This is a genomic window from Oryzifoliimicrobium ureilyticum, assembly GCF_037199735.1.
Classification (GTDB): Bacteria; Pseudomonadota; Alphaproteobacteria; order Rhizobiales; family Rhizobiaceae; genus Rhizobium; species Rhizobium ureilyticus.
Map to the genome: position 1 here is coordinate 519,266 of NZ_JBBBVQ010000001.1, position 25,663 is coordinate 544,928.

General features: G+C 55.8%; 27 protein-coding genes. 2 read left to right on the forward strand and 25 right to left on the reverse strand.

What is annotated here, in order from left to right; genetic code table 11:
* Positions 1 to 14: 14 nt before the first annotated feature.
* The 7 genes from VQ830_RS02480 to VQ830_RS02510 form a co-directional block, all read right to left on the reverse strand.
* Positions 15 to 584 carry a tyrosine phosphatase family protein gene (locus VQ830_RS02480; RefSeq protein WP_337266462.1) on the reverse strand — a complete coding sequence of 190 codons (570 nt, stop codon included), beginning with the start codon at positions 582 to 584 and terminating at the stop codon, positions 15 to 17.
* Positions 581 to 1,156: an HD domain-containing protein gene (locus tag VQ830_RS02485; RefSeq protein WP_337266624.1), complete on the reverse strand. Its 576-nt coding sequence runs from the start codon at positions 1,154 to 1,156 to the stop codon at positions 581 to 583. Before VQ830_RS02485 ends, VQ830_RS02480 begins: the two co-directional genes overlap by 4 nt.
* Positions 1,157 to 1,185: 29 nt before the next feature.
* Positions 1,186 to 2,028 (reverse strand): CAF17-like 4Fe-4S cluster assembly/insertion protein YgfZ, encoded by an 843-nt coding sequence (gene ygfZ / locus VQ830_RS02490; RefSeq protein ID WP_337266463.1) that lies wholly within the window; start codon positions 2,026 to 2,028, stop codon positions 1,186 to 1,188.
* Positions 2,029 to 2,092: 64 nt separating this feature from the next.
* Positions 2,093 to 2,794: a hypothetical protein gene (locus VQ830_RS02495; protein WP_337266464.1), complete on the reverse strand. Its 702-nt coding sequence runs from the start codon at positions 2,792 to 2,794 to the stop codon at positions 2,093 to 2,095.
* An 11-nt stretch (positions 2,795 to 2,805) separates the two neighbouring features.
* Positions 2,806 to 3,063, reverse strand: coding sequence for a hypothetical protein (locus tag VQ830_RS02500; RefSeq protein WP_337266465.1), 258 nt, complete (start codon positions 3,061 to 3,063; stop codon positions 2,806 to 2,808).
* A gap of 99 nt (positions 3,064 to 3,162) precedes the next feature.
* A complete protein-coding gene (locus VQ830_RS02505; protein ID WP_337266466.1) occupies positions 3,163 to 3,585 on the reverse strand; it encodes a TIGR02301 family protein in 423 nt (140 codons plus the stop codon).
* A gap of 78 nt (positions 3,586 to 3,663) precedes the next feature.
* A complete protein-coding gene (locus VQ830_RS02510; RefSeq protein ID WP_337266467.1) occupies positions 3,664 to 4,080 on the reverse strand; it encodes an NUDIX hydrolase in 417 nt (138 codons plus the stop codon).
* Positions 4,081 to 4,294: 214 nt separating this feature from the next.
* Here VQ830_RS02510 and VQ830_RS02515 point away from each other — a divergent pair, with 214 nt between their 5' ends.
* Positions 4,295 to 5,059 carry an SOS response-associated peptidase gene (locus VQ830_RS02515; protein WP_337266468.1) on the forward strand — a complete coding sequence of 255 codons (765 nt, stop codon included), beginning with the start codon at positions 4,295 to 4,297 and terminating at the stop codon, positions 5,057 to 5,059.
* A gap of 112 nt (positions 5,060 to 5,171) precedes the next feature.
* Here the strand turns inward: VQ830_RS02515 and VQ830_RS02520 are convergent, their stop codons facing one another.
* The 5 genes from VQ830_RS02520 to VQ830_RS02540 form a co-directional block, all read right to left on the reverse strand.
* Positions 5,172 to 5,306, reverse strand: a complete 135-nt coding sequence (locus VQ830_RS02520) for a hypothetical protein (RefSeq protein ID WP_337266469.1) — start codon at positions 5,304 to 5,306, stop codon at positions 5,172 to 5,174.
* A gap of 191 nt (positions 5,307 to 5,497) precedes the next feature.
* Positions 5,498 to 6,343 (reverse strand): CDP-diacylglycerol--serine O-phosphatidyltransferase, encoded by an 846-nt coding sequence (gene pssA / locus VQ830_RS02525; RefSeq protein ID WP_337266470.1) that lies wholly within the window; start codon positions 6,341 to 6,343, stop codon positions 5,498 to 5,500.
* A 3-nt stretch (positions 6,344 to 6,346) separates the two neighbouring features.
* Positions 6,347 to 7,045 (reverse strand): phosphatidylserine decarboxylase, encoded by a 699-nt coding sequence (locus VQ830_RS02530; protein ID WP_337266471.1) that lies wholly within the window; start codon positions 7,043 to 7,045, stop codon positions 6,347 to 6,349.
* 164 nt (positions 7,046 to 7,209) lie between these two features.
* The gene (locus tag VQ830_RS02535; protein WP_337266472.1) at positions 7,210 to 9,087 is read right to left on the reverse strand and encodes an ABCB family ABC transporter ATP-binding protein/permease; all 1,878 of its coding nucleotides are present in this window, start codon (positions 9,085 to 9,087) and stop codon (positions 7,210 to 7,212) included.
* A gap of 212 nt (positions 9,088 to 9,299) precedes the next feature.
* On the reverse strand, positions 9,300 to 11,360 hold the full coding sequence (locus VQ830_RS02540) for a LysM peptidoglycan-binding domain-containing protein (RefSeq protein ID WP_337266625.1): 2,061 nt from the start codon (positions 11,358 to 11,360) through the stop codon (positions 9,300 to 9,302).
* A gap of 155 nt (positions 11,361 to 11,515) precedes the next feature.
* On the opposite strand from VQ830_RS02540, the gene VQ830_RS02545 reads away from it, so the two are divergent.
* Complete coding sequence (locus tag VQ830_RS02545) at positions 11,516 to 12,139, forward strand: LOG family protein (protein ID WP_337266473.1); 624 nt, start codon at positions 11,516 to 11,518, stop codon at positions 12,137 to 12,139.
* A 99-nt stretch (positions 12,140 to 12,238) separates the two neighbouring features.
* Here VQ830_RS02545 and rarD read toward each other — a convergent pair whose 3' ends face one another.
* The 13 genes from rarD to alr form a co-directional block, all read right to left on the reverse strand.
* The gene (gene rarD, locus VQ830_RS02550) at positions 12,239 to 13,189 is read right to left on the reverse strand and encodes an EamA family transporter RarD (RefSeq protein ID WP_337266474.1); all 951 of its coding nucleotides are present in this window, start codon (positions 13,187 to 13,189) and stop codon (positions 12,239 to 12,241) included.
* 206 nt (positions 13,190 to 13,395) lie between these two features.
* Entirely contained in the window at positions 13,396 to 15,012 is a 1,617-nt protein-coding gene (gene cimA / locus VQ830_RS02555; RefSeq protein ID WP_337266475.1) for a citramalate synthase, read from the reverse strand.
* Positions 15,013 to 15,044: 32 nt separating this feature from the next.
* On the reverse strand, positions 15,045 to 16,016 hold the full coding sequence (gene pip / locus VQ830_RS02560; RefSeq protein WP_337266476.1) for a prolyl aminopeptidase: 972 nt from the start codon (positions 16,014 to 16,016) through the stop codon (positions 15,045 to 15,047).
* Positions 16,013 to 16,489, reverse strand: a complete 477-nt coding sequence (locus VQ830_RS02565) for a GFA family protein (RefSeq protein WP_337266477.1) — start codon at positions 16,487 to 16,489, stop codon at positions 16,013 to 16,015. Before VQ830_RS02565 ends, pip begins: the two co-directional genes overlap by 4 nt.
* Complete coding sequence (locus VQ830_RS02570) at positions 16,486 to 16,965, reverse strand: GFA family protein (RefSeq protein WP_337266478.1); 480 nt, start codon at positions 16,963 to 16,965, stop codon at positions 16,486 to 16,488. Before VQ830_RS02570 ends, VQ830_RS02565 begins: the two co-directional genes overlap by 4 nt.
* Positions 16,962 to 17,438 carry a GFA family protein gene (locus tag VQ830_RS02575; RefSeq protein ID WP_337266479.1) on the reverse strand — a complete coding sequence of 159 codons (477 nt, stop codon included), beginning with the start codon at positions 17,436 to 17,438 and terminating at the stop codon, positions 16,962 to 16,964. The genes VQ830_RS02570 and VQ830_RS02575 overlap by 4 nt, the downstream gene beginning before the upstream one ends.
* A 2-nt stretch (positions 17,439 to 17,440) precedes the next feature.
* Complete coding sequence (locus VQ830_RS02580) at positions 17,441 to 17,836, reverse strand: VOC family protein (RefSeq protein WP_337266480.1); 396 nt, start codon at positions 17,834 to 17,836, stop codon at positions 17,441 to 17,443.
* A 91-nt stretch (positions 17,837 to 17,927) separates the two neighbouring features.
* Positions 17,928 to 19,298, reverse strand: coding sequence for a cysteine--tRNA ligase (cysS, locus tag VQ830_RS02585; RefSeq protein WP_337266481.1), 1,371 nt, complete (start codon positions 19,296 to 19,298; stop codon positions 17,928 to 17,930).
* A 203-nt stretch (positions 19,299 to 19,501) separates the two neighbouring features.
* The gene (locus tag VQ830_RS02590) at positions 19,502 to 20,242 is read right to left on the reverse strand and encodes an SDR family NAD(P)-dependent oxidoreductase (RefSeq protein ID WP_337266482.1); all 741 of its coding nucleotides are present in this window, start codon (positions 20,240 to 20,242) and stop codon (positions 19,502 to 19,504) included.
* Between the two features lie 38 nt (positions 20,243 to 20,280).
* Positions 20,281 to 21,771 (reverse strand): amidophosphoribosyltransferase, encoded by a 1,491-nt coding sequence (gene purF / locus VQ830_RS02595; protein ID WP_337266483.1) that lies wholly within the window; start codon positions 21,769 to 21,771, stop codon positions 20,281 to 20,283.
* Between the two features lie 223 nt (positions 21,772 to 21,994).
* On the reverse strand, positions 21,995 to 22,615 hold the full coding sequence (locus VQ830_RS02600) for a CvpA family protein (protein ID WP_337266484.1): 621 nt from the start codon (positions 22,613 to 22,615) through the stop codon (positions 21,995 to 21,997).
* 204 nt (positions 22,616 to 22,819) lie between these two features.
* Positions 22,820 to 24,223, reverse strand: coding sequence for a DNA repair protein RadA (radA, locus tag VQ830_RS02605; RefSeq protein WP_337266485.1), 1,404 nt, complete (start codon positions 24,221 to 24,223; stop codon positions 22,820 to 22,822).
* A gap of 155 nt (positions 24,224 to 24,378) precedes the next feature.
* Positions 24,379 to 25,548, reverse strand: coding sequence for an alanine racemase (gene alr / locus VQ830_RS02610; RefSeq protein ID WP_337266486.1), 1,170 nt, complete (start codon positions 25,546 to 25,548; stop codon positions 24,379 to 24,381).
* Between the last annotated feature and the right edge of the window lie 115 nt (positions 25,549 to 25,663).

Below are 25,663 nucleotides of genomic sequence, written 5' to 3' on the forward strand. Positions count from 1 at the left end.
TGGGAGTTTCAGACTTAGTCCAAGGTGGGGCGATCAAGCATCCCGTCAACCTCTCGAAGGCGATTCTTGCTGGTAAGGTCAAAAACAAACGGCGCATTGCCATCGGCTTCTTTGCCGCGGCCGATCCCTTGCACGGCGCGAACCAGCCTTCCTTGCCGACCGAGAAGCGAATCCGCAATTTCGATAATGCGGCTGTTGGGCGTTGCAAAAGGTGAGGCAGCTCTCAACCGAACGGCGATCTCCTCTTCAGCGAGGTCGGGAAACAGGAATGCAGCCAATGCGATCGCAGCCGCTGGCGACCGCGACACGCCCATCCAGCAGTGGATCAGCAAAGGACAGGAGCGATCCCACTCCTTGCCGAAGTCAAAGATCCGTTGAACGTGCAGTTCGTCCGGCGCAATGAGGTTTCCCGTGCCCTTGAAACTAATGTCATTCATGGCCAGCAGCAGATGGCGCTGCGGGTTGATAACGGCAGGCCGATGAAAACTCTGTTCCTTTGCCATCAGGCTGATCATTTCGCGTGCCTTATGACGAACCGCCATTTCGGCAATTCGCGCCAAGGGCGATATAATCAGCCTCGTCATGGCGTAGTTGCTCGCTTTTGCTCTATTTCAGCGTGACGGGCGCAGAATGCTGCTTGTGCCTGAGGTGCCGGCATAGGAGCGAGGTGCAGCAAGTCCCGACTTATGAGTCGAGGCCTGCCGAAGAATTTTTCGGCTTCCATCGTCGAAAATCCAGCAAGCTCCGTTGCTTCGAAATAGGCGGCGATAAAGTCCGCCTTCTTGATCTGTTTCTTCAATTCCAGCGGCGGATGGGCGGGCAGCCCGAAGCGAAGATGAATGGCAGCTTCCAGCCGATGCTCTACGGCTTTATAGCCGCCGCCAACGACGGCCTTAAACGGAGATATCATATCGCCAATCACATATTCCGGCCCGTCATGCAGAAGGGCCATCATGCACTCGTCAGGCTTTGCATCAGGATGCAAGCGACGAAAGATTTCTTCGACCACGAGGCTGTGCTGTGCCACGGAAAAAGCGTGATCGCCAGTCGTTTGGCCGTTCCAGCGAGCAACGCGCGCCAAGCCGTGAGCGATGTCGGCAAGTTCAATATCGAGCGGAGATGGGTCGAGGAGATCAAGCCTTCGACCGGAAAGCATCCGCTGCCAGGCGCGCGACGTCTTGCCGATCAAGCACTTGCCTCGTCTACGGATGTCGGGAACGACAACCCAGACCAGGCAGGCAGCTCCAACCTGACCTCGAGGTCTCCTGCCATGAGGGGGATGCCTGCCGCCATGGCTTCGCCAGCGCGATCAATCCTTGCAACCGACAGACCTTCAGTATCGACGACAGAGCCTATGACCCCGATTGGTTTGGCATTGGCCGTAATTGGCGTTCCCGCAACAGGAAGCGTAGAGAGGGCGGAGACGATGACGACACGTCGGCGCGCCGTGCTCCGATGTTTCATCCGCGAAACGACTTCCTGACCGACATAACAACCTTTAGAGAAAGACACACCGCCATTCAGATCCATCATGACGTCGTGTGGAAAGGCATCTTGAAGGGCATAATCGGCACCGGACCGAACAATTCCCGCAGATATGCGAAGCGCATCATAGGCCGAGACGTCGTCACCTTCCATGTGATCAAAGCAAAGATTGCGCGTCAGCTCCACACCGGCTTTCGCAAACCGCAGGTCCTTCGTGCCATCGAGCGCCTGGTTCCACGACACCATGACGCCTTCCGCTGCACCAGGCCTAAGATCGACGGCGGCGCGCAGACAATACATCGTCAGACGCTTGAGGAGAGCATCTCGTTGTGATCTGTCGGTTTCCAGGATAAAGATGTTCTGGTCTTTCCAGATGAGAAAGTCGAACAGGATCTTGCCCTGCGGCGTGAGCAGCGCACCTGGAAGGGCCTCACCAGCCGCCAACCCACTTACATCTGTCGTAATAATGCTGTTTAAGAAATCGGAAGCATCCTTGCCTCCGACCTCAATCGTGACGCGATCTTTTAGAAATACCGATGTCATCAAAGACAACCTGACTTTTATGTTCTGTCAAAGAGGTAAGTCTTTAAGAGCGTCAGAACAAGAATTAATCACCTGCCGTCAGGAACTTCCATTTTCCATCGGGCGTAATCCCGATACGGTAGAAGTTATAGCCCCCAAATTCCTGCATGTCGGCGAGATCGCCCGCGGTGACGATCCGCAAAAGCTCGACTCGTTCTGGAGGCGACAGTTGCTTCAGATCCTTCTCCGCGAAATAGGGCCAGACATACATTTCCTCGCTGGTCCCTTTGCCGACATGGACAAAGCCGGTTGAGATGATGTCGAGAATGATTGCGAGGATTTCGTCACCGTCAGGATCGCCCGAGACGTCTTTCAAAGTGGCGATTGGGTCGTTGCTGGGTTCGCCGACGGTGACCTGCGTGCGGTCGGCGCCGGTACCAAACAAGGGACGCAAACGCTCGAGATCGCCTGATGCAGCCGCCTCGACGATTTGCTCGCGCATGCGTCTTACCGGTTCCGGCGCTTTCGAAATATCGTAGATGACCTCAACCGGCTTAGCCGCATCGCTCGCCCCAGGCGTACGTTCTGCTGAAGGGGCTGCCGGCTTCTGCTCTCCTGCCGCAGGCGCTGCATTGTCCGCTGGCTTTGCCGGTTCGCTCTGACCTGGCACCTTCTGCAGTTCGGACAAGGCATAAGCGCCTTGTGCCGGTAAGAAGCCCGAGAACGTTATGGCAAGGCTGGCCGATAGAATGACGGAATGTCGAAATTTATGCGAGAACGCGGGCATGAGCCACCGGTCTATTGAAGGGTACGATTCGGCGAGAATTCACCCGCTAGCATCCGCTCGCGTAGAGAATCAAGCAAGGCTTCGGCGTTCTTTTCACCGTGCAAACGAATTGTTTCTCGCAAGGCGTGAATAATCGCCGTATCGGCGATAATTTCCGGCTCGATGCCGTCAGCCATTCCGTCGGCCCACGCTTCGTTGTGGTACTCCAGAGCCGCTTGCATCTTTTCATGGACGATCATGTCGTCGATGTCGTTGAGGCTGCGCTCCATGTTTTTTTCCTCGAACTGCATCATTACTACCAGGTTAACAACCTTATCAGGCTTTTCCCAAAACGACACGGCCGCATGCGAAAAGAGGTTAATTAGAGGTTAATTTCCAAAGCGCGATGTAATTTCGCCGGCGAGTGTTGCGCCTTCGTTACGGTAGCGCTCTTCTGCCATGACCGCGGCTGGGGTGCAATCAGTATAAACCGACGCAAATGCTCGGTAGCCGCGATTAAAAGCCGCGGTCAGGCGCTGCTTCCTTAATTCCTCGCCTTTTGTTTCATTCTCCAAGATCTGCTGAACAATATTGCGCCAATCCTGCTTGTCATTCGCTTTGCACAAGGTGCGCAAATAATGGACCGAACCCATAACCTCGGAAAGACGCAGTAGTTTTTCGTCGTAGGGTGCAGCCTGCGGCTGCTGTGGGAGCTGAGGCTCCACTTGGTTCTTCTTATCTTCAGCCTGCGCCACGCTGGAAAGCACGGCTGCTATGCAAAAGATCAGAAAAAGGCGGTGATTTGGAATCATATTGAAGCATAGTTCATATGGTTGTGATGGCTTCAACAAGGCGAAAATCGCATTTCTAAAATTTTATTCTTGTTAAGGTTAGCGGTGAGCCAGCAATTCCGCACATTCCAGCACGCTTTGTGGTGTTGGCAGCCGCCTTATGTCCTCGAGCGAATACCAGCCGAGGGCCGCGGCATCATCGGCAGCTCGTGCAACAGCATCCAGTGGCGCCTCGACCTCGAACACGGAAAGAAAGAAATGACTTGTTACAGCGCCGTCAGCTGAATGAGTTTTAAGGTCATAGGTCTTGAAGAGGCGAGGGGAATGAGCCTTGATGCCTGTCTCTTCGTAAAATTCCCGTAGAGCGGTCTCCGCAGGTATCTCTCCAGGCTCAGCGCGTCCGCCAGGAAAGGCGTACATATGTTGGGAAGGAGGATTTTGCCTGAGAACGAGAAGAAATTGTCCATCTCGACGCAAAATCGCCGATGAGGCAGCCTGAGGTCCGAGGATTTTCATAGGGGTCTTTCTCTTGGATGATTGCAACGGCTATTGAGAAGACGGCCGAGGCGCTTGTTTATCGTCAGAGTTTGACTCGGTGCATCCAGATAATCCTATACTTTTGATCGCGTTGCGATCTCCGGAAGTCAGCTAAAGCGAGTTTTTCTTCCTTTGGCTTATCTCATAATGATCTGGGCTTGACGCTCCCAAAGGGCAATGCAAAGACAGTGGCATGTGTGGACGCTATGCGCTAACTGCCCAACGTCGTGAGGTCGAGGAGTTCTTTTCGGGCATCAACCTGGATGAATTCCCGGCGCGCTATAACATCGCACCGACACAGCCTATCCTCGTCGTACTAGCCAGCGAAGTTCTTGAGAAAGGCCGTAATGTCTCGCAACGTCAGGCGATCCTTGCGCGATGGGGCTTTCTACCCGGCTGGGTGAAAGAGCCAAAGGAGTTTCCCTTGCTGATCAACGCGCGCGCGGAAACAGCCATTGGCAAGGCATCCTTTCGCGCTGCGATGCGCCACCGGCGTGTACTGATCCCGGCATCAGGCTTTTATGAATGGCATAGGCCCGCAAAAGAGACCAAAGCCAAAGGGCAGGCCTACTGGTTAAGGCCGCGTCGCGGTGGCATTGTTGCATTTGCCGGTCTGCTGGAAACGTGGTCATCCGCCGATGGGTCGGAAGTTGATACGGCGGCCATTTTGACCACAAAGGCAAACCAATCGATATCTGCAATTCACGAACGTATGCCTGTGGTTATCAAACAAGAAGATTTTGATCGCTGGTTGGATTGTAAAACCCAGGAGCCCCGTTATATCGCGGATCTCATGGAGCCCGTCGAGGAAGACTTCTTTGAGGCGATCCCTGTTTCCGACAAAGTGAACAAGGTCGCCAATATGGGGCCTGATCTCCAAGAGCCGGAGACAGTAGAGCAGGCTGCGTCCACCGCATCGCGTTTGACAGGTGACAAGCGCCAGCTCAGTCTTTTCTGAGACCTGCTCAAGTTCCTTAAACCCGCCGAGATGCGGGTCTGTCGGTAGGACGCACTTCATCTTCGATAGTGTCGGCAGGGTCGCAAATCTGGTCCAGGAGATGCGATATTGCCTATGCGGTCTTCAGTGAAGGCTTGCGCTTGACCATCATCGATGCTGCCAACACTGCCTTCAGGCCGAGCGGACGATAATGCGTGCTCAGGTCGGGCTTGGCTGCTTGCAAGGTGCTCGTGCTCTTCGTTGTCATTCGTTTTCCTCCTCTTGGCGAAATAGCAATTATTTCTGATTCGAGAAGGATTTCGCGAAAAATCGCGACAAATTGGTGGCAGTTTCAATCAGGAATTATGGGGAAACGAAACAAACCGCGATTGAATCGCCTGTTATGGTGAACGAAGACTTAAAAACAACACACTGAACACGCTGACAAATCGCAGGCGGTCAGATGTGTCTTCCCATGTCGTCGTCTCCTACTCCGGGTTCCTCGATGGTCAAGGTTCCGTATTTGCGACGCCACTTATGCGCGCCGAAGGGAAGGGAGGCCAGGTAAATTGCAACGGTCACTACCATCATTTCCCAGGTATAGCTGGACAGGAGTGCGGCGTAAAAGACGACACCGAGCATCAAGGGAAGGACAAGATCGCGGCGCAGCCGTGTACCTTCAGACTTTCCGGACCAGACGGGCAGGCGGCTGATCAGAAGGAAGGCAATAAGCACGGTATAAACCGCCGCAATATATCCGAAGGTAGCGTTTCTCTCGACACCGAGAAATCCGAGATAGACCGGTAGCAATACGAGCATGGCGCCTGCCGGTGCAGGCACGCCGACGAAATATTCGGATTGCCAGCTGGCCTTGTTCTCACGCTCCGCCATAACATTGAAACGCGCGAGCCTCAGGCCGGCCGCAATGGTAAACAGCAGCGCGGCGATCCAACCGAATGCGCGGGCTTGGTCGAGCACGAAAACATAAAGAACAAGAGCCGGTGCCACGCCGAAATTCACGATATCGGCAAGCGAATCCATTTGCGCGCCGAACTTTGAGGTGGCTTTCATCAGTCGCGCGACGCGCCCATCAATCCCGTCGAGAAAAGCCGCCAAGAGCACCATGAAAACCGCCAGCTCGTAGCGTTCCTCAAAAGCAAGCCTGACGCCCGTTAATCCCGCGCAGATCGCCAGGATCGTGATCAGATTGGGAACGATCAGCCTGAACGGTATTTCGCGAAGGCGCGGTCCCCGCGCTGACTCGTTCGGTCCATTTGGCTCATAGGGCGGAAAGGGATTTACCATGGATCAACCACGCCGACTAATGACAGGACCCTTGTCTGATCCAAACTCGGCGATAACGGTTTCGCCAGCCGTTGCGGTTTGACCGACCGCAACCCGCGCCACCGCTCCAGCTGGAAGAAAAACGTCCAGCCTCGAACCAAATCGGATCAGGCCGAAACGCTCACCTGCATCGAGTGGTTCGTTAACATGTGAGAAGCAGAGGATTCGTCGCGCAACCAGACCTGCGATCTGAACCACACCGATCCGTCCATGGACGGTGTCGATGACCAGTCCATTGCGCTCGTTGTCTTCACTGGCCTTGTCGAGTTCCGCATTGACGAATTGGCCGGGCCGGTAATGGATGCCGGTGATCCGACCACGGACCGGCGAGCGATTGACGTGGCAATTGAAGACGTTCATGAAAACGGAAATGCGCAGCATCGGTTCGCCGCCAAGCCCAAGCTCGGCGGGAGGCGTGACCATTTGTATGGCCGAAACCTTTCCGTCCGCGGGGGAAATGACCAGATCGTCGTCTTGAGGGGTCACGCGCTCCGGATCCCGGAAGAAGTAAGCGCACCACAACGTCAAGATCAGGCCGATCCAAAACAGCGGCTTGAAGATCCAGCCGAGGATCAGCGACGCGACGAAAAATCCAGCAACAAAAGGATAACCTTCCTTGTGGACAGGTACGATCGTGTTGCGGATCGTGTCGAACAGGCTCATGAACTGTCTTCTCCCTGATATTCTTATTCGTGCTGGTTACAGCCAAACAGTTTTATGAGCAATGGCGAGGCACATCTTTAGACCATACGGCAACAGACCTTCAATTGTAAGCCGATCTATAGCGGCAATGGCGCGCCCTTGCCGATAACACGGAACTACAAGATTCAATTTGCAGGTGGACGGCGGATGACGATTCCCATGTCATCGCTTTCGCGAACCTGCTTGAGATGCTCTTCGGCTTCGATCGCTTCGCGCTGGCGATCCCACATCGAAGCATAAAGCCCGCCTTGCGCAAGAAGTTCGCCATGCGTGCCGCGCTCGATAATTTCTCCGCTTTTCAGAACAATGATTTCATCCGCCCCGATGACCGTTGAGAGCCTGTGGGCGATAACGAGCGTTGTTCTGTTCTTGGAGACAATATCAAGTGCCGTCTGGATATCGCGCTCTGTCGTCGTATCGAGCGCCGAGGTTGCCTCATCCAGGATAAGAATGGGCGGTGCTTTCAGGACCGTGCGAGCGATCGCGACACGTTGCTTTTCCCCGCCGGAAAGCTTGAGGCCTCGTTCTCCGACCTTGGTATCAAAACCGTCGGGCAATTGCTGAATGAAACTGGAAATCTGCGCGATCTCCGCTGCGGCCTGCATTTCCGTTTCATTGGCTGAAGGTCTGCCATAGCGAATATTGTAGGCAATGGTGTCGTTAAATAAAACGGTGTCCTGCGGAACGATGCCAATCGCTTTTCGAAGACTTTGCTGGGTAACGTTGCGAATGTCTTGCCCGTCAACGGTAATCGTGCCGCTCTGAACCTCGTAAAACCGGTAAAGCAGCCGCGAAATGGTCGATTTGCCGGCGCCGGATGGGCCGACCACGGCCACCGTCTTGCCGGCCGGCACCTCGAAAGAGACGCCTTTCAGAATAGGACGCTCTGGGTCATAGGCGAATTGGACGTCTTTGAAGGAAATGGCGCCGCGATCGATCTTCAGCTCTACAGCGTCGGGAGCATCGACCACCTCGGCTTTAACCTCCAATAGATCGAACATCTGCTCGATATCCGTGAGGCCCTGGCGGATTTCTCGATAGACGAACCCGATGAAGTTCAAAGGCACGGAAAGCTGCAGCAGCATTGCGTTTACGAAGACAAAGTCGCCGACGGTCTGCTCGCCGCGTTGCACGGCATAGGCGGACATGACGAGCATGACCGTTGTACCGAGCCCGAAAATGACGCCCTGACCAAAGTTTAGCCAGCCAAGAGATGTCCAAACTTCCGTTGCAGCCTTTTCATATCGTGCCATCGATACGTCGAAGCGCTTGGCTTCCATGTCTTCGTTGCCAAAATATTTGACCGTTTCAAAGTTCAGGAGGGAATCGATCGCCTTTGTGTTTGCATCCGTATCATTGTCGTTCATCGAGCGACGGATCGCGATGCGCCAGTCCGAAGCGCGGATCGTAAACCAGATATAGGCCCAGACGGTGAACGCCGTCACCGCAAGGTAGGAAAATCCGTATCCCCACCAGAAGATTGCCGCCGTCAGCAGGAACTCGATAAAGGTCGGCACCGAATTCAAGATCGTAAACCGAACGATGGTTTCGATGCCCTTCGTCCCGCGTTCGATGATGCGCGAAAGGCCGCCGGTCTTGCGCTCGAGATGAAAGCGCAATGACAACTGATGCATATGCACGAAGGTTTTGAATGCCAGCTGGCGCACGGCGTGCTGCCCAACGCTGGCGAAAAGAGAATCCCTTAATTGGTTCAAGCCAAGCTGTAGCAGGCGCGTGAGATTATATGCGATGACCAATGCGACTGCGCCGACGAGGAGGGGTGGCAGACCGCTCGGGAGATCGAGCTTTCCGTTCAGCGCATCTGTCGACCACTTGAAGAAGTAAGGGACCAGCAGCAGCACGAATTTGGACACCAGAAGATAGACGCAGGCCCACACGACCCGCATCTTCAAGTCACGACGCCCTGTTGGCCACATATAGGGCCAGAGATTGAAGAGAGTTCGCAGCAGATTCGACTCTGATACGGTCTTTTTCTCTGCCATGTCGGTCTCCGGCCGGATGCAGGGATCCGGACAGATCGTCCGGAACGCGTTTGCCTGATGGAATGGGATGCCGGCGACGTGCCGGAAGAACACACGGCGCTGATAAAGCGCCGTGAGAATGAATGCAATCTAATATACTGATGTGGAGTTATGCGTCGTCAGCAGAGGCGTCCAGACATAAACATCTTCGGCTCTGAAAGCAGGCAACGGCCTTACATATGTCCGCCGTTCAGCCGCTTGCGATGCAGTTCTTCCGAATTGGGAAGGGCATCCTTGGGAAGACCGAAAATCTGGCCAGGCAGGATGCGGTCAGGGTTTCTGATCTTATCTTCATTGGCGATATAGATCGTGGTGTAGCGCACGCCAGCACCATAAACGCGCCGTGAGATTTGCCACAAAGTATCGCCACGACGAATGATGACCGTGCCATTGCTCTCTGTGAGAGGGGCTTGCTCGATGGTTCTCGGTCCGTCCGCGATGGAGGGTGATGTATTGTCGGCGCTATCGGCCTGAGGCTTGGGCGCAAGCTGATCGATAAGGGCGGCAAGCTTTGGAAGCGCTTCTTTCACGGCTGAAGGATCGTCTGGCAGGTTGCGCAATTGACCAAGCGCGTCGGTCGCAAGCTTCCTGCTTTGGTTGACTGCTTGCCTGAAAGCTTCCGTCGCCTCAGCCGATGCCCGGAAATCGACAATCGAACGTAAGGCTATTTCCGTCGCAGACCGAGCGGCGGCCAGCTGCTCTGATGTTGGGACCTGATTGTTGGCAAACAGGGCACTCAACAAGCCATAGGCTTTTGCAGCATCACTTTTCAACTTTTCGAAGGTGCCTTCTTCAAGAGAGGCTGCCTGCTGTTCTCCGCCAGAATTCGATTGGGCGGCGACGGTGACCTGGTCGCGATCTGGGCGATTGAAGTTCACGGACGTACGAACGGCGACCTTTCCATCTGGCCCCAACAGATCAACCCGGATCTTGTGGTCCCCAACGGCGAGATCCATAGTGCCGTCGATCACGAAATTTCCATCCGCACCTGTCGTACTGTTTCCGATCAGCTTATCGTCGGCATAGGCCTGAAGCTTGGACCCTGGCTTGGCGCGACCTGCCACGAAGATACGGCTGCCTTCAATCTCAACTGCCGTTACCGTAACGTCAGCCTGGGCATCGCTCATGCCGGATTTGGAAGCCATTGTGCCTGCCGCTGCCTGCTGGTTGGCGGCCGGAGCGGTGCTGTTTTGATTGGCTTCTGTCTTGCCAGCTGACGCGGCACCGCTGGCAGCCTGTTCGTTCTGTTCTGGCGCTGTGATGATCCGGCTTGCTTGACCTGGCTTCGATACCATGGCGAGCAGCTCTGCTTGTTTCTTGTCACGTGGCACAGAGACCGTTGCGACTTCCTCTGACGTCGATGTCTTGCCGTCAGCAGTCGTCGCACGCAGAACCAGCTGATGATCGCCCGGTGGCAGAGGTTGGTCCAGAACGGCGGCGAAATCCCCGCTTGGTCCGGTCTTGGTGGTGGCCACAACCTGATTGCCGTTCATGACGTCGAGTTTGCTATTCGGTGCTGCGGAGCCGGCGACGACGGCAGATCCATCAGGCTCAACGCGCAGAACATCGAAACTTGGGACGCCCTGCTCAGTTTTAGCGGTCTTTGCCGCTTCGCTGGTCGAAGGGGCTGAGGGCGCAGCGTCAGAGCCCGTTGGCGAGGGGGATGCAGATGCCTTATCGGCCGAAGGGGGAGCTGCACCGCGCAGGGCGGCGATGGCAGAAGCAATCGCTGCGCGTGCGTCAGTGATGTTTTCCGGCAGCGACTTGATGATCGCCAGCGCCTTGTTCGCACCATCTTTGGCCTTGGTTACAGCATCGGTGCTTGCGGTGTCGGCATTGGCGGGAGGCGTATATCCTGCAAGCGCGTCAAGCGCGCCGATGGCATTGCTCTTTGCCGTTTGAAAGGCGTCTTCCGGCGGTCCCTTGCCATCGATGAACAATTTGTTCAACTCGTCCAAAGACCCGCTTGCATTGCGCATCAGATTACCGAGCGCTTGCCCAACGTCCTCGGCCTTTGTGGTTGTCCCAGGAGGTTCCGTGCTTTGCGGCCTGGAGGTCTTTGCCGCTTCCCCGGATGCGCTGGATGAAGCGGCGGTATCGGATTGAGCCGGCGTCTTGGCAACATCGTTACCGGTTTTTTGACCTTGCATTTGCGGCATAACGACGAAAACCATCAGCAAGATGGCAATTGCCAGGACTACGAGAGCCAGCAAGCCGGCGCGGTTTTTCATCAGGCGTCTCCCCAGGCGCGTATCGAACGCAAAAACTCTGGAATTGCTAGCGATTTCCGCAGCTTTTCACAAGCATTGAAAGCAACAAGGCAGAAGACTGAAACTCTTTTTCAGTCATTTTTCTTGACTGGCTGTAACGTCCTTGATTGTTTGGGCTCATGAACACTGAGATTCCCGACTTTCAATCCGTTTGCGTTTACTGCGGCTCGCGCCCAGGAAGCGATCCTACCTACATGACCGCCGGACGCGCTTTCGGTCGGCAAATAGCCGATCATGGACTCCGCCTGGTCTATGGTGGAGGAACAAAGGGAATTATGGGCGCAGTTGCCGCCGGAGCTTTGGCCCAGGGCGGTGCAGTGACAGGCATTATTCCAGAGTTTCTGATCGACATGGAGGCCACAAGGCATTCGCTTGGCCAACTCAGCGAGCTCGTCGTGACGAAGGATATGCACGCTCGCAAACATAAAATGTTTGAGCGATCAAACGCTTTCGTGGCATTTCCTGGAGGGATCGGTACCCTGGAAGAGATCGTTGAGGTGATGACCTGGGGTCAGCTCGGTCAGCATGAAAAACCGATGGTCTTTGCCAATATCAACGGTTTTTGGGATCCAATGATGGAGTTGCTGCGGCATATGACGGAGCAAGGCTTCGTTCATACTGCCCATCGCGTTCAGCCTTTGGTCATCGACAAGGTCGAGAACATCATCCCAGCTATCAGGGAGCGAGTCGCTGAGCTTGCCGGTAGCCGTGAAGGAGATAGCGAAATTCTTTCCAAAATGTGAGGGCGGCAGCCAGTCGTTCGAGACATCGGCGCATCCCTTCTAGGTGCCGGCATGGCCTGCTGGTGATGCTTAAAGAGATCCGTTTGCACAAGCCATGATTTAAGCCTCGGATTCGACCCGTCTCTTATCGAACTCGCGTGCCTGGCGATTGGCGCGCATCATCGACCAGGTGTAAAGAACAAGGCCGGCCCAAATCATCGGAAATGCGATCATTCGTGCAAACCCTAGAGGCTCTTGAAAAATGAAGATCGCGATGAGGAAGATCATGCTGGGCGCGATGTACTGCATGATGCCGATCGTCGACAATTTTAAGAGCTTTGCACCATTGGCATAAATGATGAGCGGCACTGCCGTCACGATGCCGCTACCGGCAAGCAACAGCGTGTCGAGCGTGTTTGTCTGCATAAAGTGCGCTGTCTGTGCGAAGAATTCGAGATAGACGATGTAAAGCAGCGCGGGGATGCTAAGGATCATCACCTCCAGCAGGAACCCCTGATTGGGGCCGAGCGGCAAAGTTTTGCGAAAAAACGCATAGAAGCCCCAGCTGATGGCTAAGGTGAGAGAGACCCAGGGAAGACTGCCGTTCTCAATGGTCAGGATAATGACCGCAGTTGCGGCAAGTCCAATGGCGAGCTTTTGCGCGAGCTGCAAGCGCTCCCTCAACAGCGTGGCGCCCAAGAAGATGCTGAAAAGCGGGTTGATGAAATATCCGAGCGCAGCGTCAAGCGAGTGTCCCGCCCCAATTGCCCAGACGTAGGTCCCCCAGTTCACCGTCACCAGTGCGGCGGTGAGAGATGCCATGGCCAGCATGCGAGGCGAGCGCAGGGCAACCTTCAACTCATGCGTACGCTTTAGAACAATTAGAACGAGGCCGGCAATTGGCACCGACCAGACAATGCGATGTGCAATGACTTCCGCAGGCGAGATATGAGCCACTGCCTTCATATAAAAAGGCAGAACACCCCACATGAGATACGCGGCCAGCGCGAAGGCAAAACCACGAGGTGTGTCTTCGTTCTTGACGGGAGATTGTACACTGTCGGCGCTCATCGGCCCGGATCTTTCAATAAAAATCGAATGCTCGGGTCGGTTGTCTTCTGACCCTCCCATCATCCGCATAACTTAACGCGCGTGAATAGACCAATTCATTTGCGTGAAACGATCAGCTTCCACCCGCAAACCGGGTCTTTACAAACTGAGGTACGAGTGACCCTCGCAAGTGCCCGTGGGTCCCAACGACGGGCAACGAAGAGCATTCACTCTGCGGCAATCCTGCCGGCCAAGGCGCGATTTTTCATTAGCTTATAGATGATCGAATCCATCAGGGCCGCAAACGAGGCGTCGATAATGTTTTCCGACACGCCAACGGTCCACCAGCGCACGCTGTCGCTATCGGAGGATTCGATCAGCACTCGAGTGATGGCTTCCGTACCGCCATTGAGGATACGCACCTTGAAGTCGGTAAGAACGAGATCGTCTATTTCATGCTGGTATTTGCCAAAGTCCTTGCGTAGCGCCAAGTCGAGAGCGTTGACCGGTCCATCGCCTTCCGCCACCGACATGATGGTTTGGCCATCGATGACCAGTCTGACGACGGCTTCCGACACGACCTTCACGCGGCCCAGGCTGTCGAATCGTCGTTCCACCATGACGCGAAAGCCATCGACATCGAAGAAATTTGGGATGGTGCCGAGCGTGCGACGGGCCAGGAGCTCAAAACTCGCATCGGCGCCTTCATAAGCATAGCCTTGCGCCTCACGCTCCTTTACGAGCGAAATCAGGTGATCGAGCCGAGGATCGTCCTTGGACACATCGATGCCGCGCCGCTTCAGCGCGTTGATGAAATTGGACTTGCCGCCTTGATCGGACACCATGACCTTTCGAAAGTTCCCCACGCTTTCCGGCGGGACATGCTCGTAAGTCTTGGGATCCTTCAATAGCGCAGATGCGTGAATGCCGGCTTTTGTCGCGAAAGCAGACGCACCGACATACGGCATCTGATGATCGGGCGAGCGGTTCAGGAGTTCATCGAAAAAATGCGACAGTCGCGTCAGATTGGCGAGCTGTTCCGGACCGATTGGCGTTTCGAAACGCTCCGCGTACACCGGCTTGAGGGAAAGCGTCGCAATTAAGGTGATAAGATTGGCATTGCCGCATCGCTCTCCGATGCCGTTCAGCGTGCCTTGAATATGGCGAACGCCGGCCTCTACCGCTGCTAGCGAATTGGCGACTGCCTGTCCTGTATCATTATGAGCATGGATCCCAAGACAGTCGCCAGGAACGCCGGCGGCCAGAACCGCGGCAATGATCTTGCTGACTTCGGGAGGCTGCGTACCGCCATTCGTATCGCAAAGCACGATCCAGCGTGCCCCGGCCTCATAGGCTGTTTTCGCGCAGGAGATCGCATAATCGGCATTGGCTTTGTATCCGTCAAAGAAATGCTCGCAGTCCACCAAGGCCTCGCGCCCTGCCGCTACGGCTGCTTTCACGCTTTCTTGGATGCAGGCCAGATTTTCATCGAGGCTACACCCCAGAGCGACCTCAACATGATAATCCCAGCTCTTCGCAACAAAGCAGATGGAATCCGCTTTTGCCTGGAGCAAAGTGGCGAGGCCCGGATCATTGGAAGCCGAGACACCGGGACGTTTGGTCATTCCGAAAGCGACAAATTTCGCTTTGCGGGTCCGCTTCTCACTGAAGAAAGCGGTATCTGTCGGATTGGCGCCGGGATAACCGCCTTCAACATAATCGAGGCCGAATTCATCCAGCATATCGGCGATCGCGATCTTGTCTTCGACGGAAAAGTCGATGCCAGGTGTCTGCTGCCCGTCTCGAAGCGTAGTGTCGAAGAGATACAATCTTTCACGCGTCACTGGTTCAATCCTTTTGTCGCTCGACGTGCGTTTCAAAGCGCGTCGTCATGCTTTCCTGCAAATTGATCGGTTGCGCGGACAAGTCTGTCGAGAATGCCTGGCTCGGAATAGGCATGTCCGGCACCCTCAATGAGATGAAATTCCGCCTTGGGCCAAGCCTTGTGCAAAAGCCATGCATATTTTGCCGGGCACGGCATATCGTATCGCCCATGAACGATGACGCCCGGAATGTTGCCTAGCTTGTGGGCGTCCCGCAGCAGCTGACCTTCTTCGAGCCATCCAGCATTGACGAAAAAGTGGTTCTCGATTCTCGCAAATGCTATAGCGAAATTGTCTTCGGCAAATCCCGTCGTTAATGCCGCGTCGGGCAAAAGCGTGATGGTTGAGCCTTCCCAGGTACTCCACGCCTTTGCGCTGGCCAGTTGGACCGCTGTGTCGCTTCCGGTCAGGCGTCGATTATAGGCGAGCATCATCTCATGACGCTCCTCTACCGGGATCGGGGCGATGAACGCCTCCCACTTGTCCGGAAACATTTCGCTAACGCCGAACTGATAATACCAGTCCAGCTCAGCCTTGGTTAACGTATAAATGCCGCGCACGATGAGTTCTGACACATGCCCTGGATGGGCCTCGGCATAAGCGAGCGCCAGGGTGGAACCCCAGGACCCACCAAAAACCAGCCATTTTTCGACACCCATCATCACCCGCAGCCGCTCGATATCAGCCACCAGATGCCAGGTCGTGTTGTTCTCCAGACTGGCATGTGGCGTTGAACGACCGCAGCCGCGCTGGTCGAATAAGATCACATCGTAAAGCTCGGGATGGAATAGCTGGCGGTGGGTGTCGTAGAAGCCGCCGCCCGGGCCGCCGTGCAAAAATACTGCAGGTTTTGCGCCAGGGGTTCCACTGCGCTCCCAGTAGATCTGATGGCCATCTCCCACATCAAGCATGCCTGACGCGTAAGGAGCAATTTCGGGATAGAGCCCGCGTAAAACCTCAGTCATAGGTGCAATCCGTGTTTTGGCCAGGCTTCCGTATCGTGATCGGGATGCTGAAACGAAATGACGCCTTCCTGCTTGGCGTAATCTTCAGCCTCATCCCGCTTCGGCTGATTGAAGATTTCCTTAACCCAAGGAATGCGCGATGCGTAATTCACCTGGATCTTAGGCATGAGGTCATCTCGCTTGTCGAAAGCGCCAATGGAGAGTTCAATGCCTGAAGGGTGCCGATAGGTTAACGGCGTCCCGCAATCCCTGCAGAACCCCCGATCGATATTTACCGAAGACTGAAAGTAGGAAGGTTGTCCACGCGTCCATTCCAGGGCATCCGATGGCACCGAAACCAACGGACCAAAAAAGCCGCCGAAGGCCTTTTGACACATGCGGCAATGGCAAATGGATGCGCGGCCAAGCGCGCCTTTGATACGAAACCGCACGGCGCCGCATTGGCATCCGCCGGAATGAATTGTCTCAGTCACGGTGTCTTCTCCATTGGCCAGGGTTTGGTATCGTGATCCGGATGTTGCCGATTGCTTGCCGCAATCTTTGTCTCGCGTTCGTTTGTGGCGTCGTCCGGCTCGATCGGCAAGCCGTCAACTTCTTCAAACCAGCACATTTTCGTCTTGAGGTTTGACTGAGCGACCGGTCTTACACTTTCCGGTTCATCAAGTGAGCCAAGCGTCACATTGATAGATCCAGATCGCGGCACGTCATAGAAAAGCGGTGTTCCGCAGGTGGCGCAAAAGCCTCGTCGCACCATTTCCGAAGAGAAGAACCATTGCGGTTCGCCCCTCGTCATTTCGAATGAAGAGATATCAACACTTCCGAGCGGAAGGAAATAATTGCCACTCGCTTTCTGGCACATACGACAATGGCAGATGTGCGGGTAGCCTATTGTGCCTGTTGCCCGGTAGCGTACCGCACCGCACTGGCATCCGCCGGAATAGCCGCTCATGGCTTCACCTCGGGTGGCCAAATGCCCGTGTCATGGTCCGGATGTTGATAGGAAACGAGATCGGCCAGATATGGCGCATCCGTCAGATCCTCAGAGGTTTCGTGACCAGGAAGTTGGTGAAGGTGATCCACAAACGGTATCTTCGCTTCGGTGCCGTATTGAAGGACTGGCGGCAGGCGGTGCGGCTCGTCAAAGGCACCGGCAGCGATCGCCATGCCATCCGGCGCCTCATAGGTCAAAGGTGTGCCGCAAGCCTCGCAGAAGCCGCGCTGCACCAGATTAGACGATTGAAAACGTTTTGGTGTGCCCCGTGTCCATTGGAACGATTTCCCTCGTACCGAGACGAGCGGCGCATAATAGCCACCAAAGGCCTTTTGACACATCCGGCAATGGCAGATTGAACTCCTGGTCAGTTCCCCATCGACGTGAAAACGAATTGCGCCGCACTGACATCCGCCGCTGTATCCGCTCATCGTTATTGCTCCCGCTCTGGCATATGGCAGACCGCCTCGATGTTGTTTCCATCGGGGTCGAAGACAAAAGCGCCGTAATAATCAGCATGGTATTGGGGCCGCAGGCCCGGTTTACCGTTGTCCTTGCCGCCGGCAGTAAGCGCAGCTTGGTAAAAGGCATCCACCGCAGCCCGATTGTGCGCAGCGAAAGCAATATGTTGTGCACTGTTCGCGGCCGTTTCGCCTTCCGTTACCCAAAAAACGGGACGATCTCGGCCGTAGCCGCCGACTTTTGCTCCATTCGTATACTCGGGCGGCACGACGTATAGAAGCGATGCGCCGAGTGGCGCAAATGCTGCGTCATAGAACGCTTTCGCTTTCTCGAAATCCGAAACCTTGATGCCCATATGATCGATCATCCCGTTCCTCCTCATCAAGGGACAATAGCTGCTATGCTCTGCTGCGCTCCAAAGAACAACGACGACGCCTACTTTTCGCCTGAGATCGGGTTCACCGCTTCAGATCCCACGTTGTAATCCGTTCGCCAGTATCTTTGTCTTTGCCATCCTTCAATTGGACGCCCATTTCGGCAAGATCGTCACGAATTCTATCCGCCTCCTGGAACTTCTTGTCCTTCAGAAACGAGAGCCGTTCAGACACACGACGATCGATCTCAGCGGCCATGGCCTCGTCAATTTCCACCGCTTCAGGACGCAATCCCAGAAGTTCAGCGCTTGCGGCAAAGACAGCGGGATCGCCCGACTGTGCAAGTGCATGGAGCGCCTGCACCGCCGCCACCGTGTTCAAGTCGTCGAGCAACGGTGCTAGTACCGTGTCGTGGGGGGAGGCGTTGCCCGGCTCGGCGCTTGGCCATTTGGACAGAAGGCGCTCGGCTTCTTCAAGTCTCTTCACCGAAAAATCGATAGGCTCGCGATAGTGCGTCATCAGCATCGCAAGACGCAGGACAGCGCCAGGCCATTGCCGTCCGCCGAAAACTTCGGTCGCCAGCAGTTCATTGATGGTAATGAAGTTGCCTTCGGACTTTGACATCTTACGGCCTTCGACCTGGACGAAGCCGTTGTGCATCCAGACATTCGCCATGGCATGCGTCCCATAGGCGCACCGCGATTGGGCGATCTCATTTTCATGATGGGGGAAAATCAGATCGAGGCCACCGCCATGGATATCGAAGGTTTCGCCTAGGTAACGTGCGCTCATTGCAGAGCATTCAATGTGCCAGCCGGGTCTGCCTCGGCCCCAAGGGCTTTCCCAGCCGGGCTCGTTCTCATCTGAACCCTTCCACAAGACGAAATCACCCGGGTTTTTCTTGTGGGCGTCCACCGCAACGCGCGCACCGGCCTGCTGTTCATCCAAGTTGCGCTTCGACAACTGCCCGTAGTCAGGCATCGACCTCGTATCGAACAAGACTTCGCCCGATGCCTGATAGGCGTGACCACCGGAAACAAGCTTTTCGATGATCTCGATCATCTGGGTGATATTGTCGGTTGCGCGCGGCTGGGCGTTCGGCTCGAGCGTCCCAAGGGCCGCCACATCCGTCAGGAATTGATTTTCAGTCTTTTCCGTGACAGCGCGGATGGCTTCGTTCAATGATAAGCCCGGGAAATCGCGCAGGGCCCGCGCGTTGATCTTGTCGTCAACATCCGTGATGTTGCGCACATAGGTTACGTGCTCGCTGCCATAAACGTGGCGAAGCAAGCGAAATAAAACGTCGAAGACGATGACCGGTCGCGCATTGCCGATATGGGCAAAATCGTAAACCGTGGGTCCGCAAACATAAAGGCGCACGTTGGAGGGATCGATCGGCGTGAAGACAGCCTTCTCGCGCGTCAGTGTATTATACAGCTTGAGCTGCATGCTCATCGATTTCTCCATAGAAACGCGCCGGCGAGACCGGTTCCGTGTCTTTCAGAGATTTCGAGAGACGAGAACGGTCAAGCCAGCAAATGCTAGCGAATAATAATACCGCAAATGATGCAGAGGTTCGTTCTCATACGGCAGTTATGGCTCACCGTCTTTCCGAGGTCAAGCCAGACTGATACGAGTATGGAACGGCAGAGTGTGAATTAGATCGGAGCTTGAAACTCAGCGAAACGTCGTTCGCGTGCGATGAATAGCTTTCCCGTTTCCTGACATTCAGAGGTCAGCAGCGGCAAAAAAGCCGCCGCAATCTCCGCGGGATGAGGCAGGGTCTGAGGATCTTCTCCGGGCACCGCCTGAGCACGCATGGCCGTTCTTGTCGCGCCTGGATTGACGCCGTTCACCTTAAGGCCGGTATGTCCCGTTTCCATCGCCCAGATACGCGCCAGCACATCGACGGCAGCTTTCGAGGCTGCATAAGGTCCCCAGAATGCGCGCGGATTATGGGCGACGCCGGAGGACAAGACGACCGCACGGGCGGCGTCGGACTGTAGAAGCAGCGGCTCGACAGAGCGGATCAAGCGCCACGTCGCGGTGACATTGATGGTCATGACTTTTTCGAAGATCTTCGCTTCGACATGCGCGACGGGTGAGATCACGCCAAGAATGCCAGCATTCGCGACCAAGATATCGAGCTTGCGCCAGCGCTCGAAGATGGACGCGCCGAGCCGGTCGATCGCTTCCATGTCCGCAAGATCGAAAGGAGCAAGCGTTGCAGAGCCGCCTGCAGCCTTGATGGCGTCGTCAAGTTCTTCCAGGCCGCCGACAGTCCGCGCGCAGGCAACCACATGTGCACCCGCCTTGGCCAGTTCGAGCGCCGTGAAATATCCGATGCCGCGTGATGCGCCGGTGACAAGCGCCACCCGGCCGTTGAGGTCGATACCCATAATGCCTCCCTGCAATATCAGCTGATCTATGGACGAGATCAGCCGTTGCTGGCAAGCATCGAGATCTTGCTGCCCACTGCTTCTCCATTCTTGTCTAGAAGAGACGTGGGATAGTCACCTGTAAAGTAATGGTCGGTAAACTGCGGACGGGCAGAGTTTCGATCCTCTCCGCCTACAGCACGATAAAGCCCGTTGATCGAGAGAAAAGCCAATGAGTCGGCGCCGATGAATTTCGACATGGCATCGACATCGGCATATTGATTGGCAAGGAGCTTGTCGGCCTCAGGCGTGTCGATTCCGTAGAAATCCGGAAAGAAAATCATTGGGCTCGCAACACGAACATGCACTTCGCTTGCGCCCGCTTCTCGGATCATCTGAACGATCTTGACGGAAGTAGTGCCGCGGACGATGGAGTCATCAACGAGGATGACCCGTTTGCCTTCGATCATGGCCCTATTGGCCGAATGCTTGAGCTTTACGCCAAAAGCACGGATTTGCTGTGTTGGCTCAATGAATGTGCGTCCGACATAGTGATTACGGATAATGCCAAGCTCGAAGGGAATACCGCTCGCCTGCGCATAGCCGATTGCGGCTGGTGTCCCGCCATCTGGAACGGGAACGACAACATCGGCTTCAACCGGCGCTTCTTTAGCGAGGTTGATACCCATATTCTTGCGCGTTGTGTAGACGTTGCGGCCGCCAACCACGGAATCGGGCCGGGCGAAATAGACATATTCGAACAGACACAGGCGCTCTGGCTGGGCCTTTTTCGGCTTCCGCGCGTCGATAGAGATCGAGCCATCCGGCTGGATCTCACAGATAATAACCTCTCCATTCTCCACATCGCGAATGAACTTCGCGCCAATGATGTCGAGAGCGCAGGTTTCTGAACAGAAGATTGGTTTACCGTCCAGTTCCCCCATCACGAGGGGGCGGATGCCGGTCGGATCGCGCGCTGCAATAAGCTTGGTGCGCGTCATGGCGAGCATGGAATAGCCGCCTTCCATCTGCCGGATCGCGTCGATGAAGCGGTCGGTCGTGGATGTATGGCGTGAGCGCGCGATGAGGTGAAGCACCACTTCCGTGTCGGACGTCGACTGACAAATAGCGCCGGTTGCGATGATCTGGCGGCGAAGGGTCAGGCCGTTCGTGAAATTGCCGTTATGCGCGATGGCAATGCCGCCTTCCTCCAGTTCGGCGAAAAGCGGCTGTACGTTGCGCATCGCGACTTCGCCCGTCGTCGAATAACGGGTGTGGCCGATGGACATACTCCCGGGCAGGCGGGCAATCGTCGCCGGATTGGTATAGTGGTCGCCGACAAGTCCCATATGCCGCTCTTGGTGAAAGCGACGTCCATCGAACGAAACGATCCCCGCAGCTTCCTGCCCGCGATGCTGTAGCGCATGCAAACCGAGTGCCGTCAGTGTTGCGGCATCGGTGTGCCCAAGAATGCCGAACACACCGCATTCCTCATGCAATGTATCGCCGTCAAGACTGTCATCGGTCGAAAATGAAGGGGACTGGTTCATCAAAGCGGGGCCTCTGCTCAGACTGATGGATCGGCAATTTTGCACAAGACGCCGGTATCAGCGGAATAGTCCGGCTTTCGGCGCTCTTCGTATGTCTTCCCGCACCGGCGTCCGGAGCAGGAACGCGTAAATCCGGCGAGGCGCTAACCAGGCCGGATTTTCATAATTTTGTCACTGCTCAAATGGCAGCTGCCGGGCGGCGGGTCAAGACGCCGCTCAAGCTTTAATTGGCGGGCTGTTGTGCGCCGCCTGCAGGGTTAGCATCGTCTGCTGGCGCCTGTTCGGTGCCCTGCGAATTTTCATTCGCACCGTTGGTGTTCTGAGGGCGCAGCTTTTCAATCATACTGGCGCGCACCACCTGTGCAAGTTCAGGCGGGAGAACCGATTGAAGCTTGACCACCATTGAGTCCAGAAAAGGCTTGGACTTCGCATTGTTCACCCAGGCTGGGCGATGTTCGGCATCAACAAGCCAGTTCCAGAAGGCCACGGCGACAACAAGAAGAAGGATGCCGCGGGCAGCGCCAAACAGGAAACCCAAGGTGCGGTCAAGGGCACCGATGCGGCTGTCGATGATGAAGTCGGCAATCTTCATCGTAATGAATGATATGACGATCAAGGCCACAAAGAAAAGCGCTGCGGCAGAACCTGCCTTTGCGACAGTTTGGCTGTCGGTATATTTCTGAGCGTAGGGAAGGACATAGGGGTAAAAATAATAGGCGATGACGGCAGCGCCGCCCCAGCTCGCAATCGACAGGACCTCGCGAGAGAATCCGCGCACCATGGCGAGCACGGCGGAAAACAGCACGACGCCGATAACAATACCGTCAAAGATCGTAATTGGCATGTAACCCAAACTCCAAGACCGACGCCCGAAGGGCTGCCCGGCCGCGCCTCGAAACCGGATCGCGGTGGCCTTCGCGGCCACTGCTTTTCCAGCGGATATAAACTGATTTGAAATACGGCATTGCCTGGAAGCCGACGCCCCCAACTCTATGCCCCATTCCGATGCGAGCTTCCTATATCATCAACTATTGTGGCGATGAAAGGATCAAACCTCGTCTTCCACCACCCGCAATGCAGCTTTTGAGCCTGCGATACGGGCAACAAGATCCGGCAAGCTGTCAATTTCGCCCCAGCGTGCATTCGGGATCTTTGGCAGGTCGGCGGAAGAGGACGGTAGCAGCGCCTGTGAAAAACCGAGTTTTTCGGCCTCCTTCAGCCTTTGAGCCGTATGCGCGACTGGCCGGACTGCGCCGGATAGCGAAACTTCGCCGAAATAGACGCAGCTTGCGGGCAGGGCGACCCCGGCGAGCGACGAGACGAGGGCGGACGCGACAGCAAGATCAGCTGCCGGTTCGGATACACGATAGCCGCCGGCGATATTAAGATAGACGTCATGTTGACCCAGGCGGACGCCGCAATGTGCCTCGAGCACGGCGAGAATCATCGAAAGACGAGCAGAATCCCACCCGACGACTGCGCGACGAGGTGTGCCAAGTGATGTCGGCGCAACGAGCGCCTGAACCTCGACAAGCACTGGGCGCGTACCCTCCATACCCGCAAACACGGCAGCGCCAGGTGTTTTCTCGTTGCGCTCTCCGAGGAAGAGTTCAGAAGGATTGGCAACTTCTCGCAGGCCGCGATCGGACATCTCGAACACACCGATTTCGTCAGTCGGGCCGAAGCGGTTTTTCACGGTGCGCAGGATGCGGTAATGATGGCCGCGATCACCTTCAAAGTACAACACGGCATCCACCATGTGTTCAACGACGCGTGGCCCGGCGAGTTGACCATCCTTGGTCACATGGCCGACAAGAACCATGGCGGCGCCCGTCTGCTTGGCGAAACGGATCATCGCCTGGACGCCTGTACGAACCTGGGTCACCGTGCCGGGCGCCGAATCCGCAAGTTCTGACCAAAGAGTCTGAATCGAGTCGATGATAACAAGGTCGGGTCGTTTACCCTCCGACAACGTTGCAAGGATGTCTTCGACGTTCGTTTCGGCCGCCAGCAGCACGTCGGTATCGGCTGCTCCAAGCCTTTGCGCACGAAGCCGAACCTGCGCGACCGCTTCTTCACCGGACACATAGATGATGCGGTGCCCACGTCGCGAAAGTGCCGCTGCACCCTGCATCAACAGGGTGGACTTGCCGATACCCGGATCGCCGCCGACCAGCACCGCCGAACCGCGGACAAAGCCGCCCCCGGTCACGCGATCCAGCTCAGATATGCCGGTTTCGATCCTGGGAGCTTGTTCGATTTCTCCAGATAATGCAGTCAGCGCAACGGGTCGGCCCTTACGTGGCGTCTTCGTCGGTCCGCTGCCGATGCCGCCGGTCGGATCTTCTTCGACGATCGTGTTCCATTCGCCGCAGCCATCACACTTTCCGGACCAGCGGTTATGGACGGTACCGCAATTCTGGCAGATGAACTGCGTTCTGGCCTTTGCCATGCGACGGATCTTCCTCTTTTCGATGAAAGCGCTGGTGAGTGTCACGCGGCGACATCATCTGATTTGATCTTGTTTTGTTCTCGTATAGGGCAAGAACAGTTCAAAAGCCAGTCCGCTTTTCCCGCGCGGCTTTAAGTCGTCAAACGCGATTTCTATCACTCCTCGATATAGGCTCGTGCGTATCGCAGTCCGAGATGCGTCAGCATTTCATAGCCGATCGTACCAGCCGCTTCTGCTGCTTCATCAACGGGGATGTTGTGGCCGAAAAGCTCGACGTAATCTCCGGCCTTGACATCGTGCTCAGGCACGTCGGTGATGTCGAAGATGGTTAAATCCATGGTGATGCGCCCGGCGACCGGAACACGATGACCTGCTACGAAACCCTGTCCCGGCTTGGGAACGACCTGCCGAAGCGGGACCCCTCCGTTGGATTGGCTGCGCATATAGCCGTCGGCATAACCTGCTGCGACGACGGCAAGTCGACTGTCTCGCTCGAGGCGCAACGCACGCCCGTAACTGACTGATTGACCGGCTTTGACATGGCGTATCTGGACAATGCGGGCTTGAGCGCTGGCGACGGGCCGCATCGGGTTGGCCATGCCGTTGACGGCCTGCCCGCCATAAAGCGTGATCCCTGGCCGTGTGACATCGAAATGGTAGTCTTCGCCAAGAAAGATACCTGCAGAGGCAGAAAGGCTCGCATCAATTCCTTCATAAGCGGCAGCGACTTGCCTGAAGAGATTCAGTTGTTCCTTGTTCATCGGCGATTGCGGATCATCCGCGCAGGCCAGATGGCTCATAACGAGCACCGGCGCGAAGCTGGCCGGACGCGACACATCGTCGACCAAAGCGAGCGCCTCCTCCATGCCGAGGCCAAGCCGGTTGAAGCCGGTATCGACGTGGAGCACGCAGGGATAGTCGCCATAATCCGCAAGCACGGCCATCCAGAACGCAAGTTGCTCTTCCGAGGAGACGACCGGGACAAGATCGTTTTGGAAAAAACGTCGCTCGGTGCCCGGCCATATACCCGCCAAGACGAAGATTCTCGCATCTGGAGCGTAATGGCGAAGCGTCACGCCTTCATCGACAGATGCCACAAAGAAATCGCGGGCCCCGGCGCGGTAAAGTGCTTCGCCGGCATCTTCAATCCCCATGCCATAGGCGTCTGCCTTCACAACAGCCGCCGCCCGTGCCTTGCCGGAGCGACGATCCATATCGCGCCAGTTTTCGGCGAGTGCGCCAAGATCGACCGTCAGTCTGAGGGGTGCGCTGGTGAAGATGTCCTCTTCTTCGAGAGGGCCATCCGGCTCGGGGATAATATCCATGTCGTTACTTTCACATCAGGCAGATCAGCCAATCCTATCATGTTTGGCTAAGACCAAAACAGATCTTCTTGGTCAAGCAGCACTGCGCAAGCCGCATGTAAAAAGGCGCCCCGAA